Origin of the sequence: Arthrobacter sp. BB-1, assembly GCF_006151685.1 — a bacterium.
Lineage (GTDB): Bacteria > Actinomycetota > Actinomycetes > Actinomycetales > Micrococcaceae > Arthrobacter.
This window is the reverse complement of the sequence record NZ_VDEV01000012.1, coordinates 200,276-216,327: the sequence shown is the minus strand read 5'-3', so window position 1 is coordinate 216,327 and position 16,052 is coordinate 200,276. Positions and strand designations below refer to the sequence as shown.

Annotated in this window: 9 protein-coding genes; all 9 read right to left on the bottom strand. The window is 68.9% G+C overall.

Annotated features, from left to right (window positions below):
* Nucleotides 1-48: 48 nt before the first annotated feature.
* The gene (locus FHJ30_RS07145; protein ID WP_139028607.1) at nt 49-654 is read right to left on the bottom strand and encodes a hypothetical protein; all 606 of its coding nucleotides are present in this window, start codon (nt 652-654) and stop codon (nt 49-51) included.
* A 120-nt stretch (nt 655-774) separates the two neighbouring features.
* Nucleotides 775-5,220 carry an FtsK/SpoIIIE domain-containing protein gene (locus FHJ30_RS07140; protein WP_139028606.1) on the bottom strand — a complete coding sequence of 1,482 codons (4,446 nt, stop codon included), beginning with the start codon at nt 5,218-5,220 and terminating at the stop codon, nt 775-777.
* A complete protein-coding gene (locus FHJ30_RS07135) occupies nt 5,217-5,921 on the bottom strand; it encodes a hypothetical protein (protein ID WP_139028605.1) in 705 nt (234 codons plus the stop codon). The genes FHJ30_RS07140 and FHJ30_RS07135 overlap by 4 nt, the downstream gene beginning before the upstream one ends.
* Before the next feature lie 65 nt (nt 5,922-5,986).
* A complete protein-coding gene (locus FHJ30_RS07130) occupies nt 5,987-7,702 on the bottom strand; it encodes a serine/threonine-protein kinase (protein ID WP_139028604.1) in 1,716 nt (571 codons plus the stop codon).
* The gene (locus FHJ30_RS07125; protein ID WP_139028603.1) at nt 7,699-9,540 is read right to left on the bottom strand and encodes an FHA domain-containing protein; all 1,842 of its coding nucleotides are present in this window, start codon (nt 9,538-9,540) and stop codon (nt 7,699-7,701) included. Before FHJ30_RS07125 ends, FHJ30_RS07130 begins: the two co-directional genes overlap by 4 nt.
* On the bottom strand, nt 9,537-10,460 hold the full coding sequence (locus FHJ30_RS07120; RefSeq protein WP_139028602.1) for a PP2C family serine/threonine-protein phosphatase: 924 nt from the start codon (nt 10,458-10,460) through the stop codon (nt 9,537-9,539). Before FHJ30_RS07120 ends, FHJ30_RS07125 begins: the two co-directional genes overlap by 4 nt.
* Nucleotides 10,457-11,734 carry an RDD family protein gene (locus FHJ30_RS07115; RefSeq protein WP_139028601.1) on the bottom strand — a complete coding sequence of 426 codons (1,278 nt, stop codon included), beginning with the start codon at nt 11,732-11,734 and terminating at the stop codon, nt 10,457-10,459. The genes FHJ30_RS07120 and FHJ30_RS07115 overlap by 4 nt, the downstream gene beginning before the upstream one ends.
* 311 nt (nt 11,735-12,045) lie before the next feature.
* Complete coding sequence (locus FHJ30_RS07110) at nt 12,046-14,691, bottom strand: transglutaminase domain-containing protein (RefSeq protein WP_171058955.1); 2,646 nt, start codon at nt 14,689-14,691, stop codon at nt 12,046-12,048.
* Nucleotides 14,688-16,019 (bottom strand): DUF58 domain-containing protein, encoded by a 1,332-nt coding sequence (locus FHJ30_RS07105; protein ID WP_139028600.1) that lies wholly within the window; start codon nt 16,017-16,019, stop codon nt 14,688-14,690. The genes FHJ30_RS07110 and FHJ30_RS07105 overlap by 4 nt, the downstream gene beginning before the upstream one ends.
* Nucleotides 16,020-16,052 lie beyond the last annotated feature (33 nt).

Below are 16,052 nucleotides of genomic sequence, written 5' to 3'. Positions count from 1 at the left end.
ACCTATCTTGCCATCTAGCCGAGACGGGGCCATGGCTCAGTGGTCCTGTCAGTGCGTCCTGAAGCGGTTCCTGCCCCACCAGGCGAAGGCGGCCGCAGCCACGCCCAGCAACAGGGTGCCAGCGATAATCGGCAGGAGCGCGGGCCCGCCGTCGCCGTCTGCGGGTGCTACTGCCGCCACCCGGGTGGCCGTGGCGGACTTGGTGACGGGCTTGTTCCAGTCGTGCCCGCTGGATGCGCCGGTGGGCGGCGGGGAAACTGCCGATTCCGTGGCGCTGGAAACGGTGGGTTCGGAGGTTGGTTCTTCCGGTTCTGCCAGGGGCGCGTCCGGCGCTGGAACAGTCCCGGCGGGTGTCTCCACGGGCGGAGCGGGCTGCTGCGGAGGCGCCGGCACAGGATCAGCGGGCGGGGCCGGCGGGCTCTGCGGTTCCCTCGGTTTCTGGGTCCGTGCGGGCTCGCCGGGTTTTGGATCAGCAGCGGTTTGGGGCTCACACAGCAGCAGGAAGCATTGGTCCGGAGATGTTGTGGCGGCCGGGGTTGGTTCCGTGGAATCAGCGCTTGCCGGGCCGTCCGGGAAGAAACACAAGGTGACGGCCAGGACAGCTGCTGCTGCGGTTGCCGGGACGTAGCGGAGTACTGGTGCGGACGGGGTCATGCACTACCTTTCGATGCGCGCGGTCCCCCCGCCGCGGCTTTCTGGTGTCCCCGGTAGTCTTCTACACCTCATTGGGGGCCGCAAATCACCGGGATCTGCGGCCCCCATTCTGCCCGGGCGTCAGTCCCTGTTTTCCGGGGGCAGTGCCACCTGGATCTTCCGTGCCTTGCCGCGGCCCACCACGTAGCCGCGGCCAGGGACGAAGTCCGGGCTGACCCGGCCCAGGGAGGTGTTGAGCAGGCTCTCCCCTTCGATGTCCCCCGGGTTCAGCAGCAGTCCACGCCGGCCGGATTTGAAGGGCTGCGCAAGGGACCATGCCGAGGACCAGGTGGAGGTTTCGGACTCCCCCACCACCCACTGGTCGGCCTTGATGGACACCGCCACCAGCTGCCCAACGCCCGATTCGGCCAGCGTGTCCGTGAACTCTGTCAGGCCCTCAATGAAGAAGGCCAGGGACCCGGGGTTGCCGGACGAATGTTCAACCAGGTCCTCCACGACCTCCGCGAGGTCGTCCGCACCCACCACGGACCGGTTCCAGATGGGCAGCGAGGCGACGGCGGAGCGCCGGGCACCCAGGTAGATCAGCTCGGTGTCCGGGTTGGAGCGCCGCAGGGCGTAGGCGAGCGTCACCAAAGCAACGGTGCGGCCCGCACCCGGAGGGCCGGCCAGGAGCAGCGGGCCCCTGGCCATGATCTCGGCGGGCCGCAGCGTTTCGTCGTCGACGCCAATGACCGGAAGTCCCGGGCTGCCGGCTGGCAGGACATCCAGGTCCACCTGGTCCGGAAGCCTTTCGATGCCGGGTGCGGCCTCCAGCCCCTGCCGGAGCATGGCTTCGCTGAGCTTGTGCACTTCACGGGCCTGCAGCGCCAGGTTGGAGTTGCCGCCAAGGACTGCCAGCTGGACTTCGAGCCCGTCCAGCAGTCCCCGCCCGGGCGGCGAGGCAGCGGTGAGGACGTCCCGGGGCACATCCATGGAAATGTAGTCGTCCTCGGAGGACAGGCGGAGCACCAGGCGGCGCTGGATGGACGCGAGCAGGGAGGCGGGAACGGCGTTGGGCCGGTCCCCGGTCACCACAAGGTGGATGCCCAGGGTGCGCCCGTCCGTGGCCAGTTGGAGGAAGATGTCCCACAGCGCGGACAGCCTGCTGTGTTCGTAGGCCTCCCGGAAGGCGGACATCCCGTCCACCAGCACAAAGATGCGCTTTTCATCGGGCCTGTCCGCCAGTTTGCGGTACTCCACAATGGTGGACGCGCGGACCTCGGCAAACCGTGCCGACCGCTGCTCGGCGATGTCCCTCAGCAGGCGCAGCAGCCGCCCAACACGTTCAACGTCGTCGCCGTTGATGACCTCGCCCACGTGGGGCAGCTCTTCCAGCATGCTCAGCCCGGAGGAGCCGCAGTCGATCCCGTAGACGTGGACCGGCCCGCCGCGGGGCGTCACGGCCGCGGCAATGGCGATGCCGCGCAGCGCAGCAGATTTTCCGGAGCCGCCGGTGCCGTAGATGGCCATGTTGCCGTCCTTGTCCGGTTCGTAGAACACGGTGGGCTGGGCCTGGCGGGCGGGATCGTCGGCCACTCCCAGGAGCAGCTGTTCGTCGGTGCGGGGGTTGGGCAGCCTGGAGAAGTCGTAGGTCTTGGCGAGTTCGTCCAGCCACGGCTTGCGCGGGGCGTTGATGGACAGGGCCTCCGCTGCCCGGACGATGGTGGAGGTCATCCTGGCGATGTCGTTGGGGCCGGCGGGCGCGGCCGCTTCGGGTTTCTCCGGCGCCGGGGCCTCCCAGCTGGGGCCGGAGCCGAACGCCATTTCCACGACGTCGATCTGGGGCCGCTGCGGTTTCTCCGTAGTCCAGCCGCCAGCGTAGCCGGTCTGGAAACCCTGGATCCGGCCCGGGCCGGTCTTGGCCGCACCGCGGCCGGGGATGGCCGGATCGAAGTAGGCGGCGTCGGGAACGCCGAGGATGTCCGTGGCGTCGTCCTCATCGGCCATCCGCAGGGCAACCCGAAGATTGGTGTTGGCGCGCAGGCTGTCCTTGATGACGCCGGCCGGGCGCTGGGTGGCCAGGATCAGGTGCAGCCCCAGCGACCGCCCGCGGGCTGCAACGTCCACCACCCCGTCGACGAATTCGGGAACCTCATTGGCCAGCGCGGCGAATTCATCGACGACGATCACCAGGTAGGGCGGCGCGTCCGGATCTGCCTCCCGCTGCAGGGCCAGCAGGTCCTTGGCCTTCTTCCGGTTCAGCAGGTGCTCACGGTAGTGGAGTTCAGCCCGCAGCGAGGTGAGGGCACGCCGGACCAGGTGCGGTGAAAGGTCGGTGACCAGGCCCACCGTGTGGGGCAGGTTGATGCAGTCGGCGAACGCGGCCCCGCCCTTGTAGTCCACGAACAGGAAGCTGACCCGGTCCGGGCTGTAGGCGGCCGCCATGCCCATCACCCAGGACTGCAGGAATTCCGACTTGCCGGCGCCCGTCGTGCCGCCTACCAGGGCGTGGGGGCCCTCGTTTTTCAGGTCCAGGTACAGCGGCTCAATGCCTTTGGAACCCACCAGGGCCCGGAGGGTGCCGTTGTCCTTGCGGTTGGCCACGGCGCTGGCGTGCACGGAGTTGTTTTCCGTCCAACGTTCGGCCACGGCCTGCGGGTTGTCCAGGAAGTCCTTGCCGATCAGGGTGGCGTAGGAGACGGCCCGCGGAAGGTCGGAATCGTCGTTCACGGGTTTGCCCACGTCCATGACGGGCGCCAGCATCCGGGCAAGCTGGGCAGCCAGTTCCGCGTCGACGCTTTCGCAGCTGACGGGGTACGTGTGCCTGCCGAGCCGGACCTGCCCGGTGGTGGTGCCGTGCTCGCCGTCCACCACCATGAAGTCCCGACAGGCTGCGGGGAGGGACTGGATGTCGGTGGCCACCCAGACCACGTGGACGCCGGAGTCCGGGCCCCGCTCGGCAAGGCGCGTGAGCCGGCCACGGTCCACCGGGGCGTCGTCTTCCACGATCACCAGGACCGCCGGCAGCACAGGCTGGTCAACATCGTGCTTGGCCGGGTCCAGCCCGGGGCGAAGGTCCGGGCCGGAACGCTTGGCGGCGGCTTCCCTGGCGTCGAGCAGGTCCTCGAGCCGGGCCAGCAGGGAGGACCCGCCCGCCGATCCGGCGGCCAGGTGGTCACCGGCAAGGGGGCTGTGCCCCGAACCCACGTGCGGCAACCACTGCAGCCAGTTCCAGCGTTCCCGGGACTGCGCGGAGGTGATGGCCGCGAGGACAACTTCCGCGGGCGAGTGGAGCCCCACGAGCTGCAACACCATGCCCCGGGCGACGTCGTCCACCAGGCCGCGGGCACCTGCAACACCCAGGGACCCGGAGGTGCGCAGCTGGGAAACCACGGGGACGCCTTCGATGTCGCGGAACTGCTTCAGGCAGTCCCGGATCTCCTGCGCGTACTGCGCCTCGGTGTCGTTGCTCGACGGTTCCTCCAGCAGGACCCGCGACGGGGACGTTCCCAGGCCGAACCTGAGGCCCAGGAATCCTGTGTGCTCCGGACGGTGGGTCCACAGCAGCGGACCGAGCTTGTAGATGGCGTCCACGGTGTCGCTGACCGAGGGCGCTTCCTGCAGCCGGACGGCACGTTCAACCTGCTGCAGTTCCGTGAGGTCCTGCCTGAAGGAGGCCATGGCGGCGCGGAAGTGCTTGAGCTGTTCCTTCTGCTGGCCCCTGCTCCGCATTTTCTGGTCCACGTAGTGGCCCACGATGAAGAGCGGCATCATCATCATGAACAGCACAGAGAGCGCGTTGCCGGTGGCGGCGAAGATCACCGCCCCCATCAGCAGCGGGGCGATCATCATGATGTACGGGAACGGGTGGTCCTCGGGACGCTTGGGTCCGGCCGGGAGCACGCGTTTGGGTTCCTCGAAGCGGGGAACCACGCGTGGTGAGCGGTTGAAGTTCACCAAGGGCGACGACGGTGCTGCCGCCTGGTTGTGCCCCAGCGGCACCACAGTCACGGTGGTGTCCCCCAGGGTGACCGTGTCCGAGGAGTTCAGGGTGGCACGGGTGACGGGGAACCCGTCCATCAGCAGCCCGTTGGCGGAATTGGTGTCCACGATTTCCACGCCGTCGCCCACCGTGATGCGGGCATGGCGCTTGGACGTCAGGGGGTCCGAGAGGCGGATGTCCACGTCCCGGTCCCGGCCGATGTAGCTGGTGCCGACGGGCAGCGAAAACTCGCTGCCGGCGTCGGGCCCCGAAAGGACGCGGAGGGTGGCGGCCGCAGGGCCGCGGCTGGCACCCTGCACGTCGAACTGCGCGCTCACCTGGGCCAGGGACACCACGGAGCCGGGCCGCAGCCCGGACTCAAGGAGGTTGTCCGTGCGGGTGAGCATGTTCCCGCTCAGGCCTGCACCCACGAAGGCCTCTTCGATGCGCAGGGAAAGGTTGTCCGGAAGCGGGGTGCCCTTGCGCCCCGGATCCGCGGCCCAGAGCATGGCGGCGGTATCGGCCACGGTGGCCAGGCCGTCCACGGTGACGGCCAGGTCCTTTGTTTCGGCAGGGTCCCGGCGGAGGGTCAGGCGGATCCTCATCCCTCGTCCACGCCCCTCATCTTCTCCAGCAGGTGCAGGTCATCCGGGGTCACGAGGTGTGAGGTGACGGCGTGCTCCACCAGCCGGGCGCGGCGGTTGGTGGCAAGTTTGCCGCCGCCGCCCCGCAGTCCAGCCACGCCCACGCGGTCCAGCTTGTCGCACACATTGTCGAGCTTCCGGTTAAAGCGGGTCAGCGCCCATCCCAGAGTTTTGGCAGCCGCGGCCGAGGACGGAATGGCGCTGAAGCCGGTCCCTTCCCGCCGGAGCATGGGTTCCGCGAGCGCCACGATGAGGGCCTTCTGGGAGTCGGTGAACACTACGGGGCCGATGGTGGTGTCGCCGTTGCTGTCGCCCTCGCGCGCCTCCTGGCGGAAGGACGGAGTCCTGAGGTGCACGGCAAACTCGTAGGTGGTGGGCCCAGCCGTGAAGATGATGTTCGTGTGGCTGAAGACCAGCGGGATCCGGGCTCCCGGTGACAGCCAGGCCTGCATCCCTCCGCCGGCGTCGGCCACCGTGGCCGAGAGCATGCTTCCCACGTTACTGAGCCACCAGATCCCGTCATAGCGGGCCACCTGCAGGAACTGCCGGTGAAGATAAGGGTTGTCGTCGACTTCAAGGTCGCCTTCGCGGCCGATGTTGAAGACGTCCTCGTCCGACGGCTCGTACCATTCACCACAGAAATCTATTGCTAGATCCCCCATGTTCTGTGCCTCCTCGTTGGGCAAAACTGAGCTTGTTGCGGAGCTGGTTGCAGGGCTTTCCGCGGTCATGTGCCGGCGCAGGCGATCGAGCCTTCTTCCAGCGGCGAGAACGCTCCGTCCGAGCGCACGATCATCACCTGGATGCAGGTCTCGCCGGACGGATTCGCCGTGACACGGACCGGTGGCTGCGCGACGGACTGGTATTCGCCGCCGCCCCCGATGCTGTACACCCGCCATTTGTACGTGTCACCCTCTTTGGGCTGCGGGTTCAGCCACGTGAAGGACGCGTTGCCGTCGCCGGATACTGTTCCCGTGAGGCCTTCCACATCCGGCACCGTCCCGTTGTCCAGGGCGTCGGCCGGCGGCTTGCTGGCCTGCTGGGTTTCCACGGCCTGCGGTTTGTTGGGCGAGGCGTTGGCCACCACCAGCCCCACCGCCGCGGCAAGGGCCAGCAGGGTGCCGCCCGAGATTGCCAGCCACAGGTTGCGTTTTCCGTGGTCCGTGGCGGGCACAGAGTCGGCAGCAGGTTCGTCCCGCCTTGCTGGCCGGTGGATGGTCGTGTCGGCTGCGTCAGCGTCCCCGCGAAGCCGGTTCCGGGCCACCGTTCCGTCATCGTGGGTCATGGGCGCGCCGCCGGCGGCACCCCGCAGCACGGTGGCATGCGCCCACTCCTGCGGCTGCGGCGCCGGCTGCTGCGCCGGGGCGGGCCCGGGGGTAAACAGCGACGGCGGTGCGTCCGCTGGGCGAGCTTGCCCGCCAACGCCCTGCCCAGTACCGGCACCGGCTTGGGGCCAAGTGCGCGCGGGGAAGGTGGGCGCGCTGCCCGTCCGCTCCGGATCGATTGCCGCGATGCTCCGCACCCGCGTCTCCTCGACGCCGTCGTCCGGCTGGTTGTCCTCGTGGTGCGGCTCCTCCAGCACCTCGAAGGGCGTGACCGACAGGTTGAGTTCCGCCTGGATGCGCTGCAGGGCCAGGGCGAAGGCGTGCGCGGAGGAATAGCGGGACCGCGGCGACTTGGCCATCGCCGTCGAGAGCGCCAGTTCCAGGGACTCGGGGACGTCCGCGCGGCCCAGCCGCGGCAGCGGCGTATTGCTGATCCGGTTGATCAGCTCACGCTGCGAGTTGTCCGCTCCGGGCAGGACAAACGGTGAGCGACCGGCCAGGAGGGTGTAGAGCGTGGCTCCGAGGGCCCACACATCCACCATCACACCGTCCACTTGGCCGTCGGTGAACTGTTCGGGCGGGGACCACGGGATAGACATGCCGGAGTCGTCATCGGCGTCCCCGGCGAGGGTGCCGGAGATGCCAAAGTCGGTCAGGGCAGGGCGGTTGTAGTCCGTCACCAGGATGTTGGCGGGCTTGATGTCGCGGTGGGCGATTCCGGCCCGGTGGGCGGTCTCGACGGCGGACGCCACCTGGATGCCCACGGCCAGGACCTCGTCCACGCTGAACCGCTGGCGGCGGTACCGGACGTCCAGGCTGGGCCGTGAGCAGTACTCCATGGCCAGGTAGGAGTGCCCGTCGTCGGTTACTTCCGCTTCAAAGATGGTGACGATGTAGGGGTGCGAGGACAGCTGGGCCATGAGGTTGGCTTCGGACTCGAACCGCCGGCGGGCGCCTTCCGTCCTCAGGTCCGAGAGCAGCACCTTGACGGCCACCTTGCGGCGGGGCCTGTCCTGTTCATACAGGTAGACGTCGGAAAAACCGCCGGAACCGAGCAGGCTGATATACGTAAACCCCTGGATGCGGGGCGGCGGCGCTACAGGCCGTTTGGAACTCAAGGAATCTCCTCAAAACGCAGCGAGATATTGTCGCCAAGCTCAGCGATGTCCCCGTCCAGCAGGATGGCCATTTCGTTCTGCGCCAGGCGGCGGGGCGGCTGGCCTTCGCGCACCAGGACGGTGCCGTTTGTGGCTTTGAGGTCGCAGAGCATGACGTGCCAGCCCTCCAGCCGGACCTCCACGTGGGACCGGGAAATGTCGCCCTCAGGGCTCGGCACCTGGACCAGCCGGGGCATGATGCCGCCCTGGACCCGAGAGACGGACGGCTGCCTGCCAATGACCAAGGACTGGTCAAGGTCCAGCAGGTCACCGGTGGAGAGGCGCACGCGTCCCAGCCGGGGCCGGGGCACCTGCACCGCGTCCGGATGAAGCCCCGCCCCGCAGGCGGCGCACTGTGCGCGCGTGGGCGGATTCGCGTGGCCCTGGCTGCAGACCCGGGCCAGGACGGTGGGCCCACCGTGTGGGTCTGCAACCGCAGCCGGGGCGGGTTGCGCCTGCGGGGCCCCGATGCTGCCCTTCATGACCGTCCGTCCGTCATGGTCGTTGTCGAACGCCACGTTTCCAGGCAGGGACACGGGGATGGCCGCAGCTACCGGGACAGGCGCGGGTGCAGGCGCCGGCGCGGCATCGGCGGCGCCGGCCGTTCCTGGGATGGTGGTGCTCGTGCCGGTGCCCTTTTTCCACGGCACGGAATCGATGAGCACCCCGGCTGGCGGCACACCGGGCGCGGGTATTCCAGGCGCGTCTATTCCGGGCGCCTGCACCCCCGGCGCGCGTGTTCCGGGCACGTGTTCGACGGCGGACGGGGCCGCCGTCGCTTCCTTCGCATCTACGCCGGCAGGCGTGGGGAGTGGGATCGCGATGTGTTCCTCCGCCTCCGCAACCGCTTCGTGAGTCCCGGCGGGGGCAGCGCCGTTGCCCGCGGGTGTGCCGGCGCCGGCATCATCTGTGTCCTCGCGGACTGCGGCGTCTTCGATGCTGCGCATGACCGTCCGCTCCCACAGGTGGTCGTAGGAGCTGGTCTGGTCGCTCGCCGCCGTTGCCGCGTCTGCCGGCCGGGCTTCAGCGGTTTCGGTGGACCGCTGTATGCCTGCGACCGCCGCCATCCCGGAACCGGCGCCTGCTGGGGATACGTGGCCGTCATCGTCGTGCCCGGCGCCATGCGCACCGTCGTTCATATGGACGGGCGCCTCGTCGTCGGGCACGGCGAGGACCGTCTCGGCTGAGGCTTCCGGTTCCGGTTCCGGCACGATAGTTGTCCCGCGTGCTTCCGGCTCCGGCACAATGGTTGTCCCGCGCAGCTCGTCGGCACCGGGCGCGGCCTCGCTGATATCAACGACGCCTGCCGAATCGACCGCCACTGCCGCCGGTGCGGACGCCAGTTGGGCTTGGGCCGGGCCCAGCCCGAGGGCCAGCGACTGCAGCAGGACCACGCCCTCCCCCAGCGGCAGCTCCGGCGGATATGCGGAACCGGCCCCCGGGACGGTGATCCGGCAGCCGCCAGGCAGGGCAAACCGGCGCTCGTTCCAGGTGGTGACATCCCGTCCGTCCAGTTCCACCCGGCCGTCCGGGAGTTCCACGGCGAGGTCGAGGTCGCCGCGGAGGAACACCCGCAAGGGACCCGAAAAATCGAGGATGGCGAATGGCGGGATCCGCGTGAGTGAGCCGCCGGAACTGCCGGTGACGGCGTGGAGTACCTCGTGGACGGCCGGTTTGCTTCCGAGGAGTTCCCACACAGCGCCCGCCGTGGCCGGCGGCGTGTCCGGACCGAGGAGGACGGCGGTGCGCGAGCGGAGGATGCCCAGCCAGCTGCCCGGAACGTAGCTGGTGCCGGTCATCGTGGGCTTTCCCCGCTCTCGTGCGTCGAAGCGCCGTTATCCTGCTGCGGCAAGGGCTGGGTCACCGCCTGGCTCCCGGGCGAGCGGGGCAGCGTGTCTGCGTCTTCTGCGTCCGGATCGTGCCGCGGTGCGGTGGTGGCGGCGCCGGCATCGTTCAGGACGTTCCGGGCATCAACCACAATCACCGTGATGTTGTCGCTTCCCCCGTTCCGCAGCGCAGCCTGGATCAGGGCGTCGGCGGCGTCCTGCGGGTTGCCCGCCGTGCTGAGGATGCGCAGGATGTCCTCGTCGGCCACTTCGCCGGTCAGGCCATCCGAGCAGACCAGGACCCGGTCGCCTTCCTCCACGGGGAGCAGCCAGTAGTCGGCCTCGGTCTCGTCCCCGGTGCCCAGGGCGCGGGTGACAACGTGGCGGCGTGGATGGACCGTGGCCTGCTCGGCGGTGATCTCGCCCGCATCCACCAGTTCCTGCACTTCGGAGTGGTCCACGCTGATCTGCTCAAACCGTCCCTGGCTGAGGCGGTACGTGCGGGAATCGCCGATGTTCATGACCAGCCAGTAGGGCAGGCCAAGTTGTTCCACCACCACTGCACCGGTCAGGGTGGTCCCTGCCCTGGCGCCCGTAGCCTCCCGGATGGAATAGTCCGCCCGGAGCAGGTACTGCTGGAGGACCGCAGCGGTGATGCTGCGTTCACCCGTGGCGAGCTGCGGCATGCCTGCCAGGGCCCGGACGCACATGCCACTGGCCACTTCACCTGCTTCGTGGCCGCCCATCCCGTCCGCCACGGCGAACACAGGATCGGAAGCAAGGAAGGAATCTTCGTTCAGCTCCCGGCGGAGCCCCCGATCCGTGCCATAGCCGTAGCTCAGGCTGGGGCCCGGCTTGACGGTGGAGGGAACGCTGGCGGGCTGTTGGTTCATGCCTGTCCTAGGTAAAAGGTCCGGTCTCCGAAGTGGACACTGGATCCGGGCGTAACAAAAGTGGGGACGCCCGGTGCCAGCGGCGTCCTGGCACCGTTGGGGGTGGTCACGGCGCTGCCATTCGTGGAGTTCCTGTCCGTCACCCAAATCCCGGCGCCGTCGGTCAGCAGGTGGAGGTGGGTTTTGGAGATGGAACGGCCGGGGTCGTCGACGGCGAGGAGTTGGGCATGCTGTTCACCGGACTGGCCCACGGGATTACGGCCCACCAGGACACTGCGGTCCAGCTGGAAGTCGCGGCCGTCGTCCAGGCGGATCCGGAGGACGGCGACAGGCACGGGCCCGCCTGCGCCCGGGCGCACCTGGGTGCGTTCGACGTCGTCGTCCACGTGGTGCTGCCCGCCCTGCCCGCTGCCGGCCACCACGGCGGCACCGAGGGCAGGCGCCGGCGGCGGCGTGACGGACGACGGCGCGAGGGAGGGCGGTGCGAAGGAGGGCGGTGCGAAGGACGCAGGCGCGGTGTAGGGCATGGTCTGCGACGGCGACGTCTGCACAGGCGCGGCCTGCACGGGCCGGGCCTGCACGGGCGGGGCATCCGTGCGCAGGGGGGAAGCCGGGGCAGCGCCGGCCACCGGGGAGAGCACCTGCTGCACGGGCGGCAGGTCCAGCGGAGCAAAGCTGTAGGGGCCCTGGATACCGCCGGTGGCGATGGGATCGCGCCCCGCCTTCACATCGAACACGAGGGCTTTGGCCGCTTTGTCGTGCCAGCCGCGCAGGCGCCCGTTCCTGTCCCATGTGTTGGATACCACCACCAGCACGGCCCAGGCGGAACCGGCAATGAGCAGGGGCGCGAGGATGAACAGGGCCGGACCGAACCATTGGAACACCACCACCAGGACCGCCGCCAGCAGCACAACCAGGATGCCGGCACCGGTGATGAGTCCGCGGAGGAAGACTGCCCCGGCGCCGGGCGCGTAGCCGTCGTTGTCCGCGCTGCGGATGCCCATCAGCAGGTTGCCGGGCGTTTTGCCGGTCCTCGCTTCAATGCCCATGACCACGAACAGGTACACCAGCGTCAGGCCCAGCCCAATGCCGCCGAACAGCACCAGGGACCCGGTGTCATAGGTGATGTACTGGCCGTTGCGGGTGCGGGTGATCCCGGCAAAACCGACGGCGAGCGTCAGCACCAGGACTGCCAGCGGCGGCAGCCAGTCAATGACGGCAGCACCAAGCCGCTTGCCGGCCGTGGCCGGGACAAGCTGAAGGTTCACTGCCATTCCCGTTCCTCCCCCTGGGACGGCCCCCGTCTGAGCGGTGGAACCGCCGGCGCTCCCCCACCCGGTGCCTGCGTTTGCGAACCCCGCGGCCTGAGTCGCCGGAGGGCTTTGTACTACCGGGATAGTACCGGGAATCGCCGCGTGGTGGGCAGTCACAGCCACCGCCGGCGCATCGCTGCCCGTGGCGCCGGTGTGCAGGTTGCGGCTGCTGCGCGCCGCCCTGTTGGAAAGGGGCGCACCGCAGGAGGTGCAAAAGGCCGCGCCCGCCCGGATAGACCGCCGGCAGCGGGGGCACGGTTGCAGTTCCGCGGTCACGGCGCCTGAGGTCCTTGCCTTGGCGGTTCCGGCACTGGCGGCTCCTGCACTGGCGGCGCCGGCGCCGGCGCAGCCTGGGGTGCAGGGTCTGCGGAGCCTTCCCCTCCCATGCCAGGACGACGACGGGCGGCCGACTTGAGAGCCGGCAGGGCCGGCAAAGCCAGCCGGCCCCGCTGCGCCAGGGGGTTGCGGCGGGTCAGGGCATTGCGCGCGTCAGCAAGCAGCGACCGCGGGGAGAACCTCGCCTGCTGCCGCTGCCAGAAACCTGCCGTTGAGGTCATCTCCTTCAGCGAGCTGTCCACGATCGTCCAGTACTCCCGCACCTCGTCCTCGGTGGGCTGGCCGGCACCGAAGATGGATGCATCCGCCCGGCGGGCCAGCATCGTGGTGGTTCCGCCCGCGGCTGGAAACGCCTCGGCCAGGACAGCGGCGCTTTCGCGGCGGGTGGCGCGGGTGTCCACGGCCGCCCCCATGTCCGTGGCGAGGCTGACCACCTCGCTCCAGCCGCCTCCCACACGCTGCGCAGGGTGGCCTTCGCTGAACCGTGACTTCCGGCGTCGTGATTTCAAAAGGACGATCAGCAGCAGCGGCAGCGCAAGGACGGACAGCGGGATCAGGACGATGCCCAGCGCACCCAGCAGGGCACCCCAGAAGAGCCACGGGTTGTCCTTCTTCTGGTCCGCATCCAGCGCATCCGGCGACGAGTCCGGCGGAAGATCCGCGGGTTCCTGCGGCGGGGGCGGCGGCTGCAGCACCTGCGGCTTGGGCTTGGACTTGTTTTCCGGATCGGGCGGGATGGGAATGTTGTCCTTGGGCGGCGTCGGATCGAAGCTCACCCAGCCCACCCGTTCAAAGGCCACTTCCACCCAGGCGTGAACGTCCTTGCCGGTGATCTTGACTTCACCCGCTCCGTTTTCAGGACTGGTGGGCTCAGGGTAGAAGCCCATCACCACGCGCGACGGGATGCCCAGGTGGCGGAGCATCAGGGACATGGCCACCGCGTACTGCTCGTCGTCGCCCAGCATCTGCTTTGCCGTGAGGAGGTTCCTGATCCGGGCTGACCCGTGGCCGGACACGCTGGGGAGCTGGCCTTCGCTGACCAGTCCGTTGCTGAACGCCCCGGTCTTCTGGAAATGGGCCTCGATCTGGCGGACCCGGTCGATGGCGGTGGGCGCGTCAGTGGAGAGGTCATTGGCCTGCGACCCCACCACCGGGGGCACTTCAGCGGCGTCGGGCAGGGACAGTTTCGCGAAGTCGTACTGCGCCAGCTGCCCGTGTTCCAGCTTCACCGGATCCGAAACCTGGACCTTGTAGGAATCGCCGCGGGAGAGCCCGCTGGTGGTGACGGCGGTATCCGTGCCGGAGTTGAAGTAGAGGCCGGACGCCGCGGCCGAGGCGCTGTCATCAAAGCTCAGCCCCGTAGTTTTCCGGCCACCGGGCACGAAGAAGCCCTGGTAGTCCTCGATGCTGATGCCGAGGGAGTAGTCGTTGGTGGGGACCACTCCGGAGGTGTCTGCGAGGGTGTTAATGGACTCGGTATCCCCTACCTTGCTGAAGTTGCCCGAGCCGTTGGGATCCATGGTGTAGTTGGTGCCGTTGAAGGCGTCAAGGGCCCCCAGCCGGACCCGGCCGTCGCGCGGCAGGCCCTTGACCACAAACAGGGTGTCGTCCTTCTTGTCCTTGACGAACGTACGGAAACTGGCCAGCGGCGTGATGTAGTCCTTGGGGTCGAACGGCGGGACCACGACGTTCCGGAGCACTTTGCGCTCATTGCCCGCGGTGACCAGCGGGGCGGACAGCGCCGTAACGGCCACGCTGACGGCGATGACGCCGGCGGCCATCCCCAACCTGCGGACCTTCGCCCGCTGCGCGGTGGCGGTGTCCGTCTGCGGATTGTTGACGGCCACCTTTCGCGTGGAGTTCTTCCTGAGGGCATCCCGGCGGAAGGTCGCCCAGGCGATGCCCAGGACCGTAAGTCCAATGCCGCGCTCGAGGGTGAGGAAGGCGGCGTTGGTGCTGAAGGCGATTCCGGTAACGAACAGGACCAGCACCGGCAGGAGCGGAAAGTAGGGGCTTCGAAGGCGCCACGTCAGGACACCGGCTGTCAGGGCGGTGACCAGGGAGCTCAGGAACGGAACGATCAGCACCCCGCCTGCCGTGCCCACGGGAACTCCGACGGTCAGCATGTCCTTCCAGGCGAACACGACCCCCAGGAGCAGGGTCCGGAGGGAATCCAGGGTGGGGACAAAACCCGCGACGGCGGCGTCGGGCACAGCCAGCACCGTGCCCAGGACCAGGTACGCGCCGAGGACGATTGCGGTGGTGATGAGCAGTCCGAGCCGCAGGTGTGCGTTGAGCGCGCCGATGGCCAGGCCCAGGAGGATGCCGCCGAAGCCGGAGAACAGGTAGTACGGGTCGCCGCCGAAGCTGAGGCCGAAGCCGAGCAGGCCCAGCCCCAGCAGCACCGTCAGGGCAGCGGCGTCCAGGAGGAAGTGCCAGGACGGCTGGCCGTCGGCAAAGGCGGAGGCGGCCTGGTTGCGGTTGCTGCCGGGCCCGCCACGGTTGGTGCCACGCGGTCCACTGCGTGGGCGCGTGGCCCGGGGACGCGTGCTGCGCGGGCGCAGGCCTTCCGTGGAGGTCATGCTGCGGCCTTTCTCAGTACTATGGCAAGATCGTCCAGGTCGCCGAGCGTCAGCACCGTGAGGTCGGCGATGTTCGCGCGGCCAGGCGAGGCGCCGGCTTCCACCCGGACCGCGAGGCTGCGGACGCCCGGCGGCACGGATGCGGCCGCGGAGCGCAACTGGGTGGCAGTGACGTTGCTGCCCACCACGAAGAAGACCACGGAGGCGTTGGGGACGGTGTCCGCCAGGGTCCTGGCGAGGTCGACGGCGGTGCGACGCATGGGAGAACCCACAATCCGGGTCATGTCATCGAGCATGTTCCGCCCGGTTTCACAGCGCAGGGGGCCTTTCTGGGTGAGGACGTCCAGCTCACGCTGCTCGCGGATGGCCTGCCGGCCGATCGATGCGGCTACGGAGATGGCCATTTCGAATTCGGCTTCCGAGGCGTACTCGTCGGTGTTGATGGACAGCGAGATGGCCAGGTGGGCGCGGCGTGTTTCCTCGAACTGGCGCACCATGAGCTTGTTGGTCCGCGCGGTGGTTTTCCAGTGGATGTGCCGGCGGTCGTCCCCCGGCACGTAGTCGCGGAGCGCGTGGAAGGAGACGTCCGCGCTGGACAGGTCCGTGGTGGGCATTCCTTCCAGGTCGCGGATGAAGCCTGCGGCCGAGCCGGCCAGGGCCACCGTGCGCGGATGGACGAACAGGTCCTCCGGCTCTGTCCACAGGACCTGCCGGCGCAGCAGGTGCAGCGGGTCGGCCCGGACGGACCGGACGGGTCCCACGACGATCACTGCACGGCGTGCGGTGGGGATGGTGAAGAGGTCCTCGTGGACCTGCTGCGGCTTCATGCGGGGCAGGTGGAATACCGCAGTGACGCTGCCCACCGGAAGTTCCAGCGCTGCCGGCAGCAGGGGCCTGGCAGAGGTATTGGACACGGCGATGCTGCCTACGGCGCTGTCCCCCACTGCCACCCGGGTGCGGGCGAGGTCCAGGAGCACTCCATAGGATGACCGGCCCAGGACGAAAGCCACGGCGATCACGAACATCACGAAGGCCGCGATTGCCGCCGCCTTTGCCTCCTGCCAGCCGAACGCCTGCCCGGCGGTCCAAAGGAGGATGGCGGCAGCCAAAACGGACCAGCCCAGGACGCTGACGATGGACAGCACGGGCCAGGGGTACTTCAGCCAGGCAGTCCGGACTGTACGCCAGGCTGGCGCCAGCGCCATGGCTCCAGTGTTCCGCGCCTCGGCCCAGACGGCCGACGGGTCCAGCTGCGTAGGCCGGCCGTCCCTGTGGAAGGGTCGCTTGAGACGCTCCGCGAGCCGGGTCAACGGGGTGCCGGTGGACATATGTGTGCCTTCGTTGTTGCGTGGAAGTGGTGG

Bases quoted from the DNA above. Each gene is read 5' to 3' on its own strand.
- FHJ30_RS07110 (WP_171058955.1), bottom strand. From the start codon at position 14,691: ATGACCTCCACGGAAGGCCTGCGCCCGCGCAGCACGCGTCCCCGGGCC.
- FHJ30_RS07105 (WP_139028600.1), bottom strand. From the start codon at position 16,019: ATGTCCACCGGCACCCCGTTGACCCGGCTCGCGGAGCGTCTCAAGCGA.
- FHJ30_RS07140 (WP_139028606.1), bottom strand. From the start codon at position 5,220: ATGAGGATCCGCCTGACCCTCCGCCGGGACCCTGCCGAAACAAAGGAC.
- FHJ30_RS07145 (WP_139028607.1), bottom strand. From the start codon at position 654: ATGACCCCGTCCGCACCAGTACTCCGCTACGTCCCGGCAACCGCAGCA.
- FHJ30_RS07125 (WP_139028603.1), bottom strand. From the start codon at position 9,540: ATGACCGGCACCAGCTACGTTCCGGGCAGCTGGCTGGGCATCCTCCGC.
- FHJ30_RS07115 (WP_139028601.1), bottom strand. From the start codon at position 11,734: ATGGCAGTGAACCTTCAGCTTGTCCCGGCCACGGCCGGCAAGCGGCTT.
- FHJ30_RS07135 (WP_139028605.1), bottom strand. From the start codon at position 5,921: ATGGGGGATCTAGCAATAGATTTCTGTGGTGAATGGTACGAGCCGTCG.
- FHJ30_RS07120 (WP_139028602.1), bottom strand. From the start codon at position 10,460: ATGAACCAACAGCCCGCCAGCGTTCCCTCCACCGTCAAGCCGGGCCCC.